Origin of the sequence: Massilia sp. Root351, from assembly GCF_001425045.1 — a bacterium.
In the GTDB taxonomy this organism is placed as follows: Bacteria; Pseudomonadota; Gammaproteobacteria; order Burkholderiales; family Burkholderiaceae_D; genus Rugamonas.
This window is the reverse complement of sequence record NZ_LMDJ01000012.1, coordinates 557083-573188: the sequence shown is the minus strand read 5'-3', so window position 1 is coordinate 573188 and position 16106 is coordinate 557083. Positions and strand designations below refer to the sequence as shown.

20 protein-coding genes are annotated in these 16106 nt (G+C 63.1%); 14 read left to right on the top strand and 6 right to left on the bottom strand.

Annotated features, from left to right (window positions below):
• The first annotated feature begins 111 nt into the window (after positions 1-111).
• Genes iscR through ASD15_RS15530 form a run of 11 tightly spaced genes read left to right on the top strand, consistent with a single transcriptional unit; the run spans position 112 to position 8361 of the window.
• Positions 112-585, top strand: coding sequence for a Fe-S cluster assembly transcriptional regulator IscR (gene iscR / locus ASD15_RS15580; RefSeq protein ID WP_056405225.1), 474 nt, complete (start codon positions 112-114; stop codon positions 583-585).
• Between the two features lie 39 nt (positions 586-624).
• The gene (locus ASD15_RS15575) at positions 625-1890 is read left to right on the top strand and encodes an IscS subfamily cysteine desulfurase (protein WP_057155858.1); all 1266 of its coding nucleotides are present in this window, start codon (positions 625-627) and stop codon (positions 1888-1890) included.
• A 24-nt stretch (positions 1891-1914) separates the two neighbouring features.
• Positions 1915-2316 carry a Fe-S cluster assembly scaffold IscU gene (gene iscU / locus ASD15_RS15570; RefSeq protein WP_057155857.1) on the top strand — a complete coding sequence of 134 codons (402 nt, stop codon included), beginning with the start codon at positions 1915-1917 and terminating at the stop codon, positions 2314-2316.
• A 15-nt stretch (positions 2317-2331) separates the two neighbouring features.
• Positions 2332-2655, top strand: coding sequence for an iron-sulfur cluster assembly protein IscA (gene iscA / locus ASD15_RS15565; protein ID WP_056405219.1), 324 nt, complete (start codon positions 2332-2334; stop codon positions 2653-2655).
• Positions 2656-2680: 25 nt separating this feature from the next.
• Positions 2681-3196, top strand: a complete 516-nt coding sequence (hscB, locus tag ASD15_RS15560) for a Fe-S protein assembly co-chaperone HscB (protein ID WP_057155856.1) — start codon at positions 2681-2683, stop codon at positions 3194-3196.
• Between the two features lie 30 nt (positions 3197-3226).
• Positions 3227-5110 carry a Fe-S protein assembly chaperone HscA gene (hscA, locus tag ASD15_RS15555; protein WP_057155855.1) on the top strand — a complete coding sequence of 628 codons (1884 nt, stop codon included), beginning with the start codon at positions 3227-3229 and terminating at the stop codon, positions 5108-5110.
• 23 nt (positions 5111-5133) lie between these two features.
• Positions 5134-5475, top strand: a complete 342-nt coding sequence (fdx, locus tag ASD15_RS15550; protein WP_056405212.1) for an ISC system 2Fe-2S type ferredoxin — start codon at positions 5134-5136, stop codon at positions 5473-5475.
• 10 nt (positions 5476-5485) lie between these two features.
• Entirely contained in the window at positions 5486-5680 is a 195-nt protein-coding gene (gene iscX, locus ASD15_RS15545; RefSeq protein ID WP_057155854.1) for a Fe-S cluster assembly protein IscX, read from the top strand.
• On the top strand, positions 5667-6599 hold the full coding sequence (locus ASD15_RS15540; protein ID WP_057155853.1) for an SAM-dependent methyltransferase: 933 nt from the start codon (positions 5667-5669) through the stop codon (positions 6597-6599). Before iscX ends, ASD15_RS15540 begins: the two co-directional genes overlap by 14 nt.
• A gap of 17 nt (positions 6600-6616) precedes the next feature.
• The gene (gene ltaE, locus ASD15_RS15535) at positions 6617-7636 is read left to right on the top strand and encodes a low-specificity L-threonine aldolase (RefSeq protein WP_057155852.1); all 1020 of its coding nucleotides are present in this window, start codon (positions 6617-6619) and stop codon (positions 7634-7636) included.
• The gene (locus ASD15_RS15530) at positions 7633-8361 is read left to right on the top strand and encodes an rRNA pseudouridine synthase (RefSeq protein ID WP_057155851.1); all 729 of its coding nucleotides are present in this window, start codon (positions 7633-7635) and stop codon (positions 8359-8361) included. Before ltaE ends, ASD15_RS15530 begins: the two co-directional genes overlap by 4 nt.
• A 42-nt stretch (positions 8362-8403) precedes the next feature.
• Here ASD15_RS15530 and ASD15_RS32370 read toward each other — a convergent pair whose 3' ends face one another.
• The 5 genes from ASD15_RS32370 to ASD15_RS15505 are packed head-to-tail and all read right to left on the bottom strand — an operon-like array spanning position 8404 to position 11352.
• Positions 8404-9000, bottom strand: coding sequence for a hypothetical protein (locus ASD15_RS32370; RefSeq protein ID WP_157200959.1), 597 nt, complete (start codon positions 8998-9000; stop codon positions 8404-8406).
• Between the two features lie 49 nt (positions 9001-9049).
• Entirely contained in the window at positions 9050-9583 is a 534-nt protein-coding gene (locus ASD15_RS15520; protein WP_057155849.1) for an RDD family protein, read from the bottom strand.
• The gene (locus ASD15_RS15515) at positions 9573-10379 is read right to left on the bottom strand and encodes a DUF3106 domain-containing protein (protein ID WP_082551858.1); all 807 of its coding nucleotides are present in this window, start codon (positions 10377-10379) and stop codon (positions 9573-9575) included. The genes ASD15_RS15520 and ASD15_RS15515 overlap by 11 nt, the downstream gene beginning before the upstream one ends.
• 2 nt (positions 10380-10381) lie before the next feature.
• Complete coding sequence (locus tag ASD15_RS15510; protein WP_057155848.1) at positions 10382-10783, bottom strand: DUF3619 family protein; 402 nt, start codon at positions 10781-10783, stop codon at positions 10382-10384.
• Positions 10780-11352, bottom strand: a complete 573-nt coding sequence (locus ASD15_RS15505) for an RNA polymerase sigma factor (RefSeq protein ID WP_057155847.1) — start codon at positions 11350-11352, stop codon at positions 10780-10782. The genes ASD15_RS15510 and ASD15_RS15505 overlap by 4 nt, the downstream gene beginning before the upstream one ends.
• A gap of 481 nt (positions 11353-11833) precedes the next feature.
• On the opposite strand from ASD15_RS15505, the gene ASD15_RS15500 reads away from it, so the two are divergent.
• From ASD15_RS15500 to ilvC, 3 genes are read left to right on the top strand one after another with little or no spacing between them, the layout of a single operon-like run.
• The gene (locus ASD15_RS15500; RefSeq protein ID WP_057155846.1) at positions 11834-13558 is read left to right on the top strand and encodes an acetolactate synthase 3 catalytic subunit; all 1725 of its coding nucleotides are present in this window, start codon (positions 11834-11836) and stop codon (positions 13556-13558) included.
• Positions 13558-14049, top strand: coding sequence for an acetolactate synthase small subunit (ilvN, locus tag ASD15_RS15495; protein ID WP_057155845.1), 492 nt, complete (start codon positions 13558-13560; stop codon positions 14047-14049). Before ASD15_RS15500 ends, ilvN begins: the two co-directional genes overlap by 1 nt.
• Before the next feature lie 54 nt (positions 14050-14103).
• On the top strand, positions 14104-15120 hold the full coding sequence (ilvC, locus tag ASD15_RS15490; protein WP_057155844.1) for a ketol-acid reductoisomerase: 1017 nt from the start codon (positions 14104-14106) through the stop codon (positions 15118-15120).
• Between the two features lie 41 nt (positions 15121-15161).
• On the opposite strand, the gene gcvA is transcribed toward ilvC, so the two are convergent.
• Positions 15162-16094 carry a transcriptional regulator GcvA gene (gcvA, locus tag ASD15_RS15485; protein ID WP_057155843.1) on the bottom strand — a complete coding sequence of 311 codons (933 nt, stop codon included), beginning with the start codon at positions 16092-16094 and terminating at the stop codon, positions 15162-15164.
• Positions 16095-16106: the final 12 nt, after the last annotated feature.

Here is a 16106-nt window from a genome sequence, read left to right as displayed (position 1 = left end):
CAGGGGTGCCTGACAAAATTGGTCAAGTTTGGTATACTTGACTAAATCGTTCAACTAATCAGGGTTTCGACTGCTTGGAAGGAACGATATTTTAACCGAACCGAGGTTGTGATGCGTCTGACCACCAAAGGCCGTTTTGCAGTGACTGCGATGATCGATCTGGCTTTGCGCCAAGGCAAAGGCCCGGTCACGCTGTCTGGCATTTCGCAGCGCCAGGCCATTTCGCTGTCTTACCTGGAGCAGCTGTTCGGCAAGTTGCGCCGCCACGAGATCGTCGAATCGATCCGCGGCCCCGGCGGCGGCTACAGCCTGGCCCGCCGCGCCGACAAAGTCACGGTGGCGGACATCATCATCGCCGTCGACGAGCCGCTGGACGCCACCCAGTGCGGCGGCAAGGAAAACTGCCATGGGGCGGACGCCGCCACCGGCGCGCGTTGCATGACCCACGAACTGTGGGCCACATTGAATGAAAAAATGGTCGATTACCTGGACTCCGTATCGCTGCAGGATCTGGTCGATCAACAAAGGCAAAAACACGCCGAGCAGGCCGTGGTGGTGATGCACCGCAACGCCGCCGTCGGTTAATAGATTCGCAGTACGCAGATACGCTGATTGGAGTAATAGATGAACGCCCCAGAAAAAAACGTCGCCCAGGTAGCCCCGGTTGAATTCAAGACCGCGCCGCACTTCCCGATCTATATGGACTATTCGGCCACCACGCCGATCGACCCGCGCGTGGCCGACATGATGATCCCCTACCTGCGCGAGCAGTTCGGCAATCCCGCTTCCCGCAGCCATATGTACGGCTGGACCGCTGAAAAAGCGGTGGAAGAGGCGCGCGGCCACGTGGCTGCGCTGGTCAACGCCGATCCGCGCGAAATCATCTGGACCTCCGGCGCCACCGAGTCGAACAACCTGGCCATCAAGGGCGCGGCGCAGTTCTACAAGACCAAGGGCAAGCACATCATCACCGTGAAGACCGAGCACAAGGCAGTGCTGGACACGGTGCGCGAACTGGAACGCGTGGGCTTCGAAGCCACCTACCTGGAACCGCAGGACAACGGCCTGATCACCATCGCCCAGCTGGAAGCGGCGATCCGCCCGGATACCATCCTGATCTCGGTCATGCTGGTCAATAACGAGATCGGCGTGATCCAGCCGATCGACGAGATCGGCGCGCTGTGCCGCTCGAAAGGCATCATCTTCCACTGCGACGCCGCGCAAGCGACCGGCAAGGTGGTGATCGACCTGCAGAAGACCAAGGTCGACCTGATGACCTTCACCGCCCACAAGACCTACGGCCCGAAAGGCATCGGCGCGCTGTACGTTTGCCGCAAGCCGCGCGTGCGCATCGAAGCGCAGATGCACGGCGGCGGCCACGAGCGCGGCCTGCGCTCCGGCACCCTGCCGACCCACCAGATCGTCGGCATGGGCGAAGCGTTCCGCCTGGCGAAAGTGGAGATGGAGAGCGAAATCGCGCGCATCAAGGCGCTGCGCGACCGCCTGGCAGCCGGCCTGCAGGAGATTGAAGAAACCTACATCAACGGCGACATGGAACACCGTGTGCCGCACAACCTGAACGTGAGCTTCAACTACGTGGAAGGCGAGTCGCTGATCATGGCGGTCAAGGACCTGGCCGTGTCGTCCGGTTCGGCCTGCACCTCGGCGTCGCTGGAGCCATCCTACGTGCTGCGCGCCCTGGGCCGCAGCGACGAACTGGCGCACAGCTCGATCCGTTTCACCATCGGCCGTTTCACCACCGAGAAGGATATCGACTTCGCGGTGGAACTGATGAAGTCCAAGGTCGGCAAGCTGCGCGAACTGTCGCCGCTGTGGGACATGTTCAAAGAAGGGATCGACATCAATTCGATCCAATGGGCAGCGCACTAATTTTAAGATTACAGGAGCATCAAAATGGCATACTCGGAAAAAGTGTTGGACCACTACGAAAATCCACGCAACGTCGGCGCCTTTGAAAAGGGCGACGAATCGGTCGGCACCGGCATGGTGGGCGCGCCTGCCTGCGGCGACGTGATGAAGCTGCAGATCAAGGTCGGCGCCGATGGCCTGATCGAAGATGCGAAATTCAAGACCTACGGCTGCGGCTCGGCGATCGCCTCGTCGTCGCTGGTGACCGAATGGGTCAAGGGCAAGACCCTGGACCAGGCGCTGGCCATCAAGAACACCGCCATCGCCGAAGAACTGGCGCTGCCGCCGGTGAAAATCCACTGCTCCATCCTGGCTGAAGACGCCATCAAGGCGGCAGTTGAAGACTACAAGGCCAAACACGCGGCACCAGTGGCAACAGCGGCTTAAACGCCGGAGGACAGCATGGCAATTACCCTGACCGAAAAAGCGGCCAAGCACATCAACCGTTACATCGAACGCCGCGGCAAAGGCATCGGCCTGCGCTTCGGCGTGCGCACCACGGGCTGCTCCGGTCTGGCCTACAAGCTGGAGTACGTGGACGAAGTGACGGACGAGGACAGCGTGTTCGAGTCGCACGGCGTGAAGGTGTTCGTCGACCCGAAAAGCCTGCCGTACATCGACGGCACCGAACTGGACTTTGCGCGCGAAGGCCTGAACGAGGGCTTCAAGTTCAACAATCCGAACGAAAAAGACGCCTGCGGCTGCGGCGAAAGCTTCCGTATCTAAACCCGCAGTTTCTTTGTAATGCGCCGTGCAAAACCACTTCGAACTTTTCCACCTGCCGCAGCAGTTCGCCGTCGATAAGGAGGCGCTTGACAGCGCCTACCGCGACGTCCAGGGCCGCGTCCATCCCGACCGTTTCGTCAACGCCACCGATGCAGAAAAGCGCGTCGCCATGCAATGGGCCACGCGGGCCAACGAAGCCTACCAGACCCTGAAAAACCCGCAGAAGCGCGCGCAATACCTGTGCGAGCTCAATGGCGTGGACTTGCAGACCGAGTCGAACACCGCCATGCCGGCGGCTTTCCTCATGCAGCAGATGGAATGGCGCGAAGAGCTGGACGACGCGCGCAGCGGCAAGGACCTGGAACTGCTGGAAAAGCTGGACGGCCAGCTGCGCGCCGCGCGCAAAGAGCAGTTGACCGACATCGAGCGCAGTATCACGGCTGGCGACTTCCACGCCGCCGCGCAAGGCGTGCGCGCGCTGATGTTCCTTGAAAAATTCGGCGAAGAAGTCCGCTTCGCCTTCGACGCCCTCGAGGCGTAACTCGCCACCAGGCATACAGCACGAGAACCTATGGCACTACTGCAGATTTCCGAACCCGGCATGTCGACCGCGCCGCACCAGCACCGGCTGGCGGTGGGTATCGACCTGGGCACCACCAATTCGCTGGTCGCCACCGTGCGCAACAGCATCCCCGAAGTGCTGAACGACGAGGAGGGCCGCCCGCTGCTGCCTTCCGTGGTGCGCTACCTGCCGAATGGCCACGCCAATATCGGCTACAAGGCCCAGGCCGCGCAGACCACCGACCCGAAGAACACCATCGTCTCCGTCAAGCGCTTCATGGGCCGTGGCCTGAAGGACATCGCCTACGCCGAGAACCTGCCGTACGACTTCGTCGATGAACCCGGCATGGTGCAGCTGCGGACCGTGGCCGGCGTGAAGTCGCCGGTGGAAACCTCGGCCCAGATCCTGGCCACCTTGCGCCAGCGCGCCGAAGACTCGCTGGGCGACGACCTGGTAGGCGCCGTAATCACCGTGCCGGCCTACTTCGACGACGCGCAGCGCCAGGCCACCAAGGACGCGGCCCAGCTGGCCGGCCTGAACGTGCTGCGCCTGCTGAGCGAGCCGACCGCCGCCGCCATCGCCTATGGGCTGGACAGCGCTTCGGAAGGCCTGTTCGCCGTGTACGACCTGGGCGGCGGCACTTTCGACATCTCCATCCTGAAGCTGAGCAAGGGCGTATTCGAAGTACTGTCCACCGGCGGCGACTCCGCGCTGGGCGGCGACGACTTCGACCACCGCCTGTTCTGCTGGATCCACGAGCAGGAAAAACTGGCGCCGCTGTCCGATGAAGACACCGCCGTGCTGATGGTGAAGGCGCGCGAAGCCAAGGAACTGCTGTCCACCAAGTCCGAAGTGACGGTGGATGCCGCGCTGAGTTCAGGCGAGGAAGTACATCTCAAGATCACCGCCGAGACCTTCGCCGAGATCACCAGGCACCTGGTCGGCAAGACCATGAACGCCATCAAGAAAGCGCTGCGCGACGCCAATGTGGACGCGGACGACGTGGACGGCGTGGTGATGGTGGGCGGCGCCACGCGCATGCCGCATGTGCAGCGCGCCGTGAGCGAATACTTCCACACCATCCCGCACGCGAATATCGACCCGGACAAGGTGGTGGCGCTGGGCGCCGCCATCCAGGCCAATCTGCTGGCCGGCAACCGCGCGCCGGGCGACGACTGGCTGTTGCTGGACGTGATCCCGCTGTCGCTGGGCATTGAAACCATGGGCGGCCTGGTCGAGAAGATCATCCCGCGCAATTCCACCATTCCTTGCGCCCGAGCGCAGGAGTTCACCACTTTCAAGGACGGCCAGACCGCGCTGGCAGTGCACGTGCTGCAGGGCGAGCGCGAGCTGGTGAGCGACTGCCGTTCGCTGGCGCGCTTCGAGCTGCGCGGCATTCCGCCGATGGCGGCCGGCGCGGCGCGCATCCGCATCACCTATCAAGTCGATGCCGACGGCTTGCTGTCCGTGTCGGCGCGCGAACTGCGCTCCGGCGTGGAAGCGTCGATCTCGGTCAAGCCGTCCTACGGCCTGGGCGACGACGACGTGGCGCGCATGCTGCAGGATTCCTACAAGTCCGCCGACGTGGACATGAAGGCCCGCGCGCTGCGCGAAGAACAGGTGGAGGCCGAGCGCATCCTGCTGGCCACGCAGTCCGCGCTGGACGAGGACGCGGGCCTGCTGGACGACGCCGAGCGCATCGAGGTGGACGCGCTGATGGCGCAGACGCGCGCGGTGCTGCAGCAGTCCGTGGACGGCACGGTGGACCACCAGGCCGTCAAGCTGGCGGTGGAAGCCCTGGCGCGCGGCACCGAAGAATTCGCATCGCGCCGCATGGACCGCAGCGTGCGCAGCGCACTGGCCGGCAAATCGCTGGACCAGGTCGCGGGTTAAGTTGAAAAATCTGAAAGAACACAATGCCTCAAATCGTATTCCTGCCCCACGCCAAGCTGTGCCCTGAAGGCGCGGTAGTCGAAGCTCCCGCCGGCAAAACGCTGTGCGACGTCATGCTGGAAAATGACATCCACATCGAGCACGCCTGCGAAAAGAGCTGCGCCTGCACCACTTGCCACGTGCTGGTGCGCGAAGGCTTCAATTCGCTGAGCGAAGCCAGCGAAACCGAAGAAGACCTGCTGGACAAGGCCTGGGGCCTGGAAGCGGTGTCGCGCCTGTCGTGCCAGGCGGTGGTGGCGGACGAAGACCTGGTGGTCGAGATTCCGAAGTACACCATCAACCATGCCAGCGAAGGCGGGCACTGAGGAGCGCAGCATGAAATGGAGTGACATCACGGCCATCGCCGAAGCGCTGTACGACAAATACCCCGAGATCGACCCGATCACCATCCGCTTCACCGACCTGCACAACTGGGTGGTGGACCTGGATGGCTTCGACGACGACCACACCCGTGGCGGCGAAAAAGTTCTGGAAGCGATCCAGCAGGCGTGGATCGATGAAGCAGCTTAAAACAGCAGTGAAGACCGCAGCGAAGCCGGCCAGGCCGGCGCCGCTGGGCGACACCGTCACAGTGGCGGCCAACATGCCCGAGATCCGCGAAGGGCAGTCGGTGGCCTTGCTGCAGGAGCTGCACATCCTCACGCGCGACGGCAAGCTGAACCAGGACAGCCGCCGCAAGCTGAAGCAGGTCTACCACCTGTACCAGTTCATCGAGCCGCTGCTCAGGGAAGTACAGGCCCAGGAGGGGAAACTGCGTCCCGGCGTGTCGCTGGTCGACCACGGCGCCGGCAAGTCCTACCTCGGCTTCATCATCTACGACCTGTTCTTCAAGCACCTGGAAGACGGCTCGCACATCTACGGCATCGAGACGCGCGCCGAGCTGGTGGCGCGCTCGCAGGAGCTGGCCGCCAGGTTCGGCTTCAAGGGCATGTCCTTCCTGCCGCTGTCGGTGGCCGAGTCGACCGAGTCGAAAGAGCTGCCCGAGCAGATCGACATCGTCACCGCGCTGCACGCCTGTAACACCGCCACCGACGACGCCATCGCCTTCGCGCTGAAGAAGAAGGCCAAGTTCATGGTGCTGGTGCCGTGCTGCCAGGCCGAAGTGGCCACGGTGCTGAAGAAGAACAAGGCCAAGCAGCTGAAAAGCCCGCTGACCGAAATCTGGCGCCACCCCATCCACACGCGCGAATTCGGCAGCCAGGTCACCAACGTGCTGCGCTGTTTGCAACTGGAGGCGCATGGCTACCACGTCAACGTGACCGAGCTGGTTGGCTGGGAGCACTCGATGAAAAATGAACTCATCATCGCCAGCTACAAAAACCTGCCGCGCCGCCGTCCGACGGAGCGCTTGCAGGAGGTGCTGGAGACGCTGGGACTGGAAGAAATGGGCAATCGCTTCTTTGCGGAGCAGTTAGCCAAAGCTGAATAGACGAAAAGGGCGGGAACATGAGTGAGCAGTGGATAGACCTTCGCAGTGACACCGTAACCCGCCCCAGTCCCGCCATGCTGGACGCGATGCGCGCCGCCGATACCGGTGACGACGTCTACGGCGACGACCCCACCGTCAACCTGCTGCAGGACACCGCCGCCGAATTGTTCGGCTTCGAAGCGGCCCTGTACGCGCCATCGGGCACCCAGTCCAACCTGATCGCGCTGCTGGCCCACTGCGGCCGCGGCGACGAATACATCGTCGGCCAGGAAGCGCACACCTACCGCTACGAAGGCGGCGGTGCGGCAGTGCTCGGCAGCATCCAGCCGCAGCCCTTGCCCAACCAGGCCGACGGCAGCGTCGCCATCGCCGACATCGAAGCGAACATCAAGCCGGACGACGTGCATTTCGCCCGTTCGCGCCTGCTGGCGCTGGAGAATACCATCGGCGGGCGCGTGCTGCCGGCGGCCTACGTGGCGCAAGCCACCGCCTACGCGCACCAGCGCGGCCTGGCCACGCACCTGGATGGCGCCCGCATCTGCAACGCCGCCGTGCAGCAGGGCCTCAGCCTGCGCGACGCGGTGCAGGGCTTCGACAGCGTGTCCGTGTGCCTGTCGAAAGGCCTGGGCGCGCCGGTCGGCTCGGTGCTGTGCGGTTCGCGCGCGCTGATCGGGCAGGGCAAGCGCTGGCGCAAGATGCTGGGCGGCGGCATGCGCCAGGCCGGCGTGATCGCGGCGGCCGGCCTGTACGCGCTGCGGCACAACGTGGGCCGCCTGGCGGAGGACCACGCCAACGCCGCCTTCCTGGCCGCCGAGCTGGCCAGGATCCCCGGCCTGAAAGTCAGCACCCCGCAAACCAATATCTTCTACGTGGACGTGCCGCCGCAGCACACGGCGGGCTTGCAGGCCGCCCTGCATGCCGCGCAGATCCGCGTCTCCATGGCGCCGCGCCTGCGCCTCGTCACCCATCTCGATGCGCCGCGCGCCGGCCTCGAACGCACGGCCGCCGTTTTCGCGGCCTATTTCAACAACTTATGACCGAACAAGACAACACCATCCGCCTCGCCAAACGCGTGGCGGACATGCTCCCATGCTCGCGCCGCGAGGCCGAGCTGTACATCGAAGGCGCCTTCGTGCGCGTGGACGGCGTGCTGGTCGAGGAGCCGGGCGCGCGCGTGGCGCCGGAACAGGCCGTGGAGCTGGACAAGGACGCCACGCTGCTGGAGATCGCCCCGGTCACCATCCTGCTCAACAAGCCGCCCGGCATCAGCGCCGGCATCGACAAGGAAGGCCCGCCGGTGTTCAGCCTGCTGAGCGAAGCCACCCGCGCCGAGTCCGCGCGCGGCGAACGCTTCCTCAAGCGCCACCTGGCCAACCTGTCGCTGGAATCGCCGCTGGAGACCGTGGCCAGCGGCCTGGTGGTGCTGACGCAGGACTTCCGCATCACGCGCAAGCTGGGCGAAGGGCTGGAGCAGGAAATCATCGTGGAAGTGGAGGGCAGCATCGCCGACAACGGCCTGGCGCTGCTGAACCACGGCCTGCCGTACAACGGCAAGCCGCTGCCGCCGATCAAGGTCAGCTGGCAGAACGAGCAGCGCCTGCGCTTCGCGCTGAAGTCGCCCAAGCCGGGCCAGATCCAGCACATGTGCAAGCTGGTGGGCTTGAAAGTGGTGGCCATGAAGCGCATCCGCATCGGCCGCATCGCCATGTCCAGCCTGCCGCTCGGCGAGTGGCGCTACCTGCAGGGCTTCGAACGCTTCTGAACCGGGGGCGGCCTGCAACGGCCGCACACAGCACTTTCAAGATCAGGCGGAGTTTGCCGCCTTGCGCATTTTGGTCCACTTGTAAGTCCAGGTGGCGAATTCATCGTCTCGTGGATCGTCCGCGTAGGACTCGACTCTTGGCGCCAGGTCTTTTCGCGAAGCCACTACCGTCACCCTGGTCCTGCCCAAGCCGAGCCTTTTCCTGCAATATCCTAGTGAGCGCGGACGATGTGTGAATGCACCCGTACGCCACAACTGATATCGCAGGCTAAGGCGAGTCAGGGCAAAGAGAAAAGGCAGCAGCGCGCAGATCGCGGCGAAGCCAGGTTCATGTGCCCAAAGCCAGCCAAGCACGGCCATTGGCAGCGACCCTAGCCACATATACATGGGATGGATGCCGCCGAGTTTGTAAAGCTGAAAGTTGGACAGATCCAGGCCCATCGCGCGCAGCTGGACCACAAGTTCAGGCAGGGCAAGGATACTGCGAGGGGTGTTCAGGTGGCAGAGAAAAACTGTGCCGCTTACGGCATCGCGTCCAACGAGCGCGGTGCAGGTCCCGATATATTGGGTATGAAGCACCCCGTCGCCATCGTTCAGTGTTCCGATAGCGTACTCATTCGTAATGACATCGACGGGCATGGTATTTCGTTCTGATGACTAACTGGCTGCACAGGGGCAGCGATGTTTGTCAGCTTGCTTGAGCGCTAACCGCTTTCTTCTCGGGTTTAGGCAGCTGCACCAGGCGGGTGCCGGCGAGGCGGTCGTGCAGGAACTGGCGGTCCTTGCTGAGGAAGGCCGTCAGCGACCAGGCGAGGATGCCGACGCCGATCGCGTTCAGCGCTTGCCAGCGGTTCAGGCTGAAGGCATAGTTCACCAGCAGCGCGGGCAGCACCCAGCCCCAGCTCAGCAAATAGCGCAGCGCGGCGATCTTGGGCGGCACGTGGGCGTGGCCCGGCAGCACCACCTTGATGCGCCAGGTGCGCATGGCCAGGGTCTGGCCTTGGCGCACCCATTGGTGGATAAAGTAGGCGCCCAGCACCAGGAAGGCCAGCATCTGGCGCATGTGCTCGGCCGTCTGCGTGTGCGACGCGCCGGAGGCGATTTCAAAGATCAGGAAGGGCAGGAACAGCGCCGCGAACGCCAGCAGCAGCTCGTACACCATGGAGATCAGGCGGCGTTTGACGGTCGGTGCGGGCTGGTCGAGCAGGGCGCTATTTGACATTGGCGGATGCGGGCTGGCTGTTCAGGGCGGTGCCGCTGGCTGCTGCCGGGACGGCGGCGGGCGCTGCGGCTGGCGGGATGGAGCCCGGCACGACGTTGGATGCGCCGGGCATCTGCGCGGCGCTGCCGCCTGCCGCGAGGCCGGCTGCCGGGCTGCCGGCATTGCCGGCGCTGCCTGGCACGGTGGCGCCAGGGGCGGCGCCCGGTGTACCCGGAACCAATGCCGCGCCCGGCGGCTTGGCCTTGATCGGCGCCACGACCGGCGCTTTGCTCTGGGTCGGCGTGGGCGGATTGGCGACCTGTTTCTTGGGCGCCTTGTCGGCCAGCTGTTTCTTTTGCTCTTCCGGCAGCTGCTGGTACTGCTCCCACTGGGCCGATTTCTGGCCCGGGGTGATCTTCTGCGTGCGGGCGAAGTTCTCGCGCACCTGGCGGCGCTGGTCGGGCGTCAGGCGCAGCCAGTCGCGCATGCGTTCGTGCACGCGCTGTTGCTCGTCCGGCTTCATCGAGGCGAAGCGGTTGGCGATTTCCAGCCATTTCTGCTTGCGTAGGCCTTCCAGTTTGTTCCACTCGGCCGACAGCGGCTCCAGCGCGCGCTGCTGCGCGGGCGTGAGGTCTTTCCACAGCGGCTTTTCCAGGGCGATGGGCGCGACGGCGTGCTTGCCGGGCGGGGCTGCGACAGGCGCCGCGGCAGGAGCAGGGCCGCTCTGCGCGGAGGCCACGGCGGCCCAGACCAATATCGCCACGCTGACGAGTTCACCCTTGTACTGGTACAGCGTAGTCCAGCTGATACGCGCCATCCTTATTGCTCGCGATTCTCAAGATAGGCGTTGAAGCCATGGTCAAGGTAGGCCGACAGCGGCAGTTCGTCCGACAGCACGGCCGCGTCCAGCTCGGCCAGTTCGGCGATGCGCTGCTGCTCTTCGTACTGGTACACGCCGACCATGCCGGCCACCAGGATCAGCATGGGCACGGCAACGCGCATGCGGCCCAGCCAGCTGAACGGGTTGCTGAAGAAGCCGCCGGCGCCGGAGGTGGCCAGTTCGGCTTGCGTCACGCGCACCGGCACGTGCGCCTTTTTACGGGCCATGGCGGCCTTGCGGGCGGCGGCCAGGCGATCGGTGGTCGAAGCCGGCAGGTCGTCCAGCTTCTCATTGAGTGCGTGGCGCACCCGATAGGCAAAGTTGAGGTCGTCGGTATTCATAGTTTAATTCCCTTGGCTTTGAGCGCTTCGGCGAGAGTGTGAGTTGCTCTTGAGCAATGTGTTTTCACGCTCCCTTCGGAACATCCCATCGCTTCGGCCGTTTCGGCCACGTCCAGATCATGTAAGTAACGCATAAGGAAGGCTTCCCGTTGACGCGCTGGAAGCTTTTGTACTTCGTCATCGATGGCGCTGAGGGTTTGCATGCGCTCGACCTTGTCGGCGCTGGACTCGGCGGCCTGGGAGCCCTGCTCGGCCTCGTACGATTCCAGTATATCAAAGTCGTCATGCTCGGCGCCGGAGGAGGAGCCCATGCCGGAGAACAGGCTGACCCAGGTGTTGCGCACCTTTTCGCGGCGGAAGTAGTCGAGGATGGTGGTCTGCAGGATGCGCTGGAACAGCATCGGCAGCTCGGCGGCCGGCTTGTCGCCGTATTTTTCGGCCAGCTTGATCATCGCGTCCTGCACGATGTCCAGGGCGCTTTCGTCCTTGCGTACCGCGTAGACGGCTTGTTTGAAGGCGCGCCGCTCGACGTTCTCGAGGAAGTCCGATAATTCTTTGTCTGTTGCCATGCGTCGGGGAGCGTACTGCGGGGGAGATGAACAGGCTGCATCCTAGCAAAAAACGGGCCTTTCCGCATGTTTTTACAGCTTTCCAACATGAAAATGCACCAGAACGGCAATCATTTTGAATGTTGCTCACAATTTTGCTTGACCAATTTGGTGCGGCGCAGTAACGTATAGATCGCTTTGCACACCACGAAGCCATTGGTTTTACCCGGCAGCACACAACGCTGCCATTGGTAACTCCCGCTTTCATTTGTCAGCAGTTTGCTCTAACCCGCGCCACAAGCGCGAGAGGTATGCACAACCGCGGCAGACACTCCGGCCAAACGAGTTGCGTTTAGCGCCACTTTGCACCGTATCTATGGGTACGCGAATAAGTGACGTGACCGCAGAAAGAAGGGACGCCAGGAGAACTGCCACGCATTGCATAGCTTCGCCAGGAAAGAGCATCCGATCAATCTCCTATGGACCTTGAAAGGAATGTTTCATGAACACCGAAGCAAATGCACCCATCACGGGCGCAGAGATACTCGTTCGCTGTTTGGCTGAGGAAGGCGTAGAACACGTCTTTGGCTACCCGGGCGGCGCAGTGCTCTACATCTACGACGCCATCTTCAAGCAGGACAAATTCCAGCACGTCCTCGTTCGCCACGAGCAGGCCGCCATCCATGCCGCCGACGCGTATTCGCGTTGCTCGCAAAAGGTGGGCGTTGCGCTGGTGACTTCCGGCCCAGGTGTGACCAATGCCGTTACCGGCCTGTCCACCGCCTACATGGATTCCATCCCCATGGTCGTGATCTCGGGCCAGGTGCCCAGCCACGCCATCGGCCAGGACGCCTTCCAGGAATGCGACACCGTGGGCATCACCCGCCCCGTGGTCAAGCACAACTTCCTGGTCAAGGATGTGAAAGACCTGGCGGAAACCGTCAAGAAAGCATTCTTTATCGCCCGTACCGGCCGTCCCGGTCCCGTGCTGGTCGATATCCCTAAAGACATCAGCATGCACAAGGCGCCGTACTCCTATCCCAAGGAGATCGAAATGCGCTCGTACAAGCCAGTGGACAAGGGCCATTCCGGCCAGATCCGCAAGGCGGTGCAACTGCTGCTGCAAGCCGAACGCCCGATGATCTATACCGGCGGCGGCGTGATCCTGGCCAACGCCTCGCCCGAGCTGAACAAGCTGGTCGACAAGCTGGGCTTCCCGGTCACCAATACGCTGATGGGCCTGGGCGCCTACCGCGCCTCCGACGAGAAATTCGTCGGCATGCCCGGCATGCACGGCACCTACGAAGCGAACATGGCGATGCAGAACTGCGACGTGCTGATCGCCATCGGCGCCCGCTTTGACGACCGCGTGATCGGCAACCCGAAACACTTCGCCACCAACCCGCGCAAGATCATCCACGTGGACATCGATCCATCGTCGATCTCCAAGCGCGTCAAGGTCGATATTCCTATCGTCGGCAACGTCAAGGACGTGCTGGTCGAGTTCCTGGCCCAGCTGGACGCTTCCGAGCAGAAGCCGAATCCGGCCGTCTCGAACTGGTGGAAACAGATCAATGAATGGCGCGGCAAGGACTGCCTGAAGTACAGCGGTTCGGACCTGGTCATCAAGCCGCAGGACGTGGTTGAAAAACTGTGGCAGGTCACCGGCGGCGACGCTTACGTCACCTCCGACGTCGGCCAGCACCAGATGTGGGCTGCGCAGTACTACAAGTTCGACAAGCCGCGCCGCTGGATCAATTCCGGCGGCCTGGGCACCATGGGTGTGGGCCTGCCGTACGCCATGGGCGTGCAGATGGCCAATCCGGACGCCACCGTCGCCTGCATCACCGGCGAAGGCTCGATCCAGATGAACATCCAGGAACTGGCGACCTGCAAGCAGTATCACCTGACGCCGAAGATCATCCTGTTGAACAACCGCTTCCTGGGCATGGTGCGCCAGTGGCAGCAGATCGACTACGGTTCGCGCTACTCCGAGTCCTACATGGATTCGCTGCCGGACTTCGAGAAGCTGGCCGAGGCCTATGGCCACGTCGGCATGCGCATTGAAAAGCCGGGCGACGTCGAGAACGCGCTCAAGGACGCCTTCCGTATGAAGGACAAGCTGGTCTTCATGAATTTCATTACCGACCAGAGCGAGAATGTGTGGCCGATGGTGAAGGCAGGCAAAGGCCTCTCCGAAATGCTCTTGGGTTCGGAGGATCTGTAATGCGACATATTATTTCTGTATTGCTGGAAAACGAAGCCGGTGCGCTGTCCCGCGTGGTGGGCCTGTTCTCGGCCCGCGGCTACAACATCGAAACGCTGACCGTGGCGCCGACCGAAGACGCGACCCTGTCGCGCATGACCATCGTCACCACCGGCTCGGACGACATCATCGAGCAGATCACCAAGCACCTCAATCGCCTGATTGAAGTGGTCAAGGTGGTCGACCTGACCGAAGGCCAGCACATCGAGCGCGAGCTGATGCTGATCAAGGTGCGGGCGGTGGGCAAGGAGCGCGAGGAAATGAAGCGCACCGCCGACATCTTCCGCGGCCGCATCATCGACGTCACCGAAAAGACTTACACCATCGAGCTGACGGGCGCCAAGAGCAAGCTGGACGCCTTCATCGATTCGATCGACCGCACCTCGATCCTGGAGACCGTCCGTACCGGCGGCTCGGGCATCGGACGCGGCGAGCGCATCCTCAAGGTTTAAGTCTCAATAAAAATCAATCAAGTATTTCACCGAATATCTCACCAAGGAATGACCATGAAAGTTTTCTACGATAAAGACGCCGACATCTCCCTGATCAAGGGTAAAAACGTAGCCATCATCGGCTACGGCTCGCAGGGCCATGCGCACGCGCAGAACCTGACCGACTCCGGCGTGAACGTCACCGTCGGCCTGCGCAAAGGCGGCGCCTCGTGGCAGAAAGTAGAAGCAGCCGGCATCAAAGTGGCTGAAGTGAACGACGCCGTCAAAGCGGCCGACGTCATCATGATCCTGCTGCCGGACGAAAACATCGCCCAGGTCTACAACGAAAACGTGGCGCCAAACGCCAAGCAGGGCGCAGTGCTGGCCTTCGCGCACGGCTTCAACGTGCACTACGGCCAAGTCGTGCCACGCGCCGACCTGGACGTGATCATGGTTGCCCCTAAAGCTCCAGGCCACACCGTGCGCGGCACCTACCGCCAGGGTGGCGGCGTGCCGCACCTGATCGCCGTGTACCAGGACAAGTCCGGCAACGCCCGCGACATCGCCCTGTCGTACGCTTCGGCCAACGGCGGCGGCAAGGCCGGCATCATCGAAACCAACTTCCGCGAAGAAACCGAGACCGACCTGTTCGGCGAACAGGCTGTCCTGTGCGGCGGCGCCGTTGAGCTGATCAAGGCCGGCTTCGAAACCCTGACCGAAGCGGGCTACGCTCCGGAAATGGCCTACTTCGAGTGCCTGCACGAACTGAAGCTGATCGTCGACCTGATCTACGAAGGCGGCATCGCCAACATGAACTACTCGATCTCGAACAACGCCGAATACGGCGAGTACGTGACCGGCCCGAAAGTGGTGACCTCGGCAACGAAAGAAGCGATGCGCCAGTGCCTGAAGGACATCCAGACCGGCGAATACGCGAAGAGCTTCATCCTGGAAAACAAGGCCGGCGCCCCGACCCTGATTTCCCGCCGCCGCCTGACCGCCGAGCACCCGATCGAAGAAGTGGGCGCCAAGTTGCGCGCCATGATGCCTTGGATCGCGAAAAACAAGCTGGTCGACCAGTCGAAAAACTAACAAGCAAAGCGCCGGGCATCCGGCGCCTTGGTTCATGCACCCTATAAGTTCCCGAACTTATAGGGTGTTTTCATTTCTGCAGGGCGGTCATCGCCGGCCGACTGCAGCATCCATGCGCGGAACGCTGCGATCTTGGGCTGGCTCTGCGTGGCCTCGGGGCAGACCAGGTAATACGCGAACTCCTCGACCTGGCGGGCCTCGAGCAACTGGAGCAGCGTGCCGTCGGCAAGCTGGCTGGTGATCATGGCGGCCGGCAGCAGGCCGGCGCCCTGGCCGGCTTGTATCGCGTCCAGCAACAGCCCCGTGTCATTGAACGACGGCCCGCGCGGCGGCTTGCTGTCGTGCACTGCATTGGCTGCATACCAGGCTGCCCACGCCTTGCGCTCGGCGTCATGCACCTTCGGCCAGTCCACCAGGTCCGCAGCGGCGGCAGGCAGGCCCCGGCCCGCAAGCAGCGACGGCGCTGCGACGGCAACCATTTCAACGGCCACCACCCGGTCGCTGCGCAGCCCGGCATAGCGTCCCAGGCCATGCCGCACGCTGACGTCGATTGCTTCGCGGGAGAAGTCCGCCAGTGTGCTGCTGGCGATGACCTGCAGGTCGATGTCGGGATGCGCATCCTGGAATGACTTCATCCTGGGCACCAGCCACGCGGAAGCGAAGAATGGCGTGACGCTGACGGTCAGCAGGCCGCTTCCGGCGGCCGGGGCCGCGACCCGGCGCGACGCCTCCGCAATCTGGCGCAGCGCATTGCGGATCGGCGGCAGGTAGTCGCGGCCGCTGTCCGTCAGGTAGATGCCGCGCGTCACCCGCTCAAACAGCTTCACGCCGAGATGGCGCTCCAGGCCCTTGAGCATCTGGCTGACGGCGCCGGGCGTGACGCACAACTCTTCCGCCGCCAATTTCACGGACAGGTGGCGGGCGGCTGCGTCGAAAGCCTTGAGTGCGTTCAAAGGCGGAAGGCGTTGTGTCATGGATTAGAAAAA

Coding starts and splice junctions, on each gene's coding strand:
- ASD15_RS15510 (WP_057155848.1), bottom strand. CDS start 10,783: ATGAATACCGACGACCTCAACTTTGCCTATCGGGTGCGCCACGCACTC.
- ltaE (WP_057155852.1), top strand. CDS start 6,617: ATGAGTGAGCAGTGGATAGACCTTCGCAGTGACACCGTAACCCGCCCC.
- ASD15_RS15540 (WP_057155853.1), top strand. CDS start 5,667: ATGAAGCAGCTTAAAACAGCAGTGAAGACCGCAGCGAAGCCGGCCAGG.
- iscX (WP_057155854.1), top strand. CDS start 5,486: ATGAAATGGAGTGACATCACGGCCATCGCCGAAGCGCTGTACGACAAA.
- ASD15_RS15575 (WP_057155858.1), top strand. CDS start 625: ATGAACGCCCCAGAAAAAAACGTCGCCCAGGTAGCCCCGGTTGAATTC.
- ASD15_RS15500 (WP_057155846.1), top strand. CDS start 11,834: ATGAACACCGAAGCAAATGCACCCATCACGGGCGCAGAGATACTCGTT.
- hscA (WP_057155855.1), top strand. CDS start 3,227: ATGGCACTACTGCAGATTTCCGAACCCGGCATGTCGACCGCGCCGCAC.
- gcvA (WP_057155843.1), bottom strand. CDS start 16,094: ATGACACAACGCCTTCCGCCTTTGAACGCACTCAAGGCTTTCGACGCA.
- ASD15_RS15520 (WP_057155849.1), bottom strand. CDS start 9,583: ATGTCAAATAGCGCCCTGCTCGACCAGCCCGCACCGACCGTCAAACGC.
- iscA (WP_056405219.1), top strand. CDS start 2,332: ATGGCAATTACCCTGACCGAAAAAGCGGCCAAGCACATCAACCGTTAC.
- ASD15_RS32370 (WP_157200959.1), bottom strand. CDS start 9,000: ATGCCCGTCGATGTCATTACGAATGAGTACGCTATCGGAACACTGAAC.
- iscU (WP_057155857.1), top strand. CDS start 1,915: ATGGCATACTCGGAAAAAGTGTTGGACCACTACGAAAATCCACGCAAC.
- ASD15_RS15505 (WP_057155847.1), bottom strand. CDS start 11,352: ATGGCAACAGACAAAGAATTATCGGACTTCCTCGAGAACGTCGAGCGG.
- ASD15_RS15515 (WP_082551858.1), bottom strand. CDS start 10,379: ATGGCGCGTATCAGCTGGACTACGCTGTACCAGTACAAGGGTGAACTC.
- ilvC (WP_057155844.1), top strand. CDS start 14,104: ATGAAAGTTTTCTACGATAAAGACGCCGACATCTCCCTGATCAAGGGT.
- iscR (WP_056405225.1), top strand. CDS start 112: ATGCGTCTGACCACCAAAGGCCGTTTTGCAGTGACTGCGATGATCGAT.
- ASD15_RS15530 (WP_057155851.1), top strand. CDS start 7,633: ATGACCGAACAAGACAACACCATCCGCCTCGCCAAACGCGTGGCGGAC.
- ilvN (WP_057155845.1), top strand. CDS start 13,558: ATGCGACATATTATTTCTGTATTGCTGGAAAACGAAGCCGGTGCGCTG.
- fdx (WP_056405212.1), top strand. CDS start 5,134: ATGCCTCAAATCGTATTCCTGCCCCACGCCAAGCTGTGCCCTGAAGGC.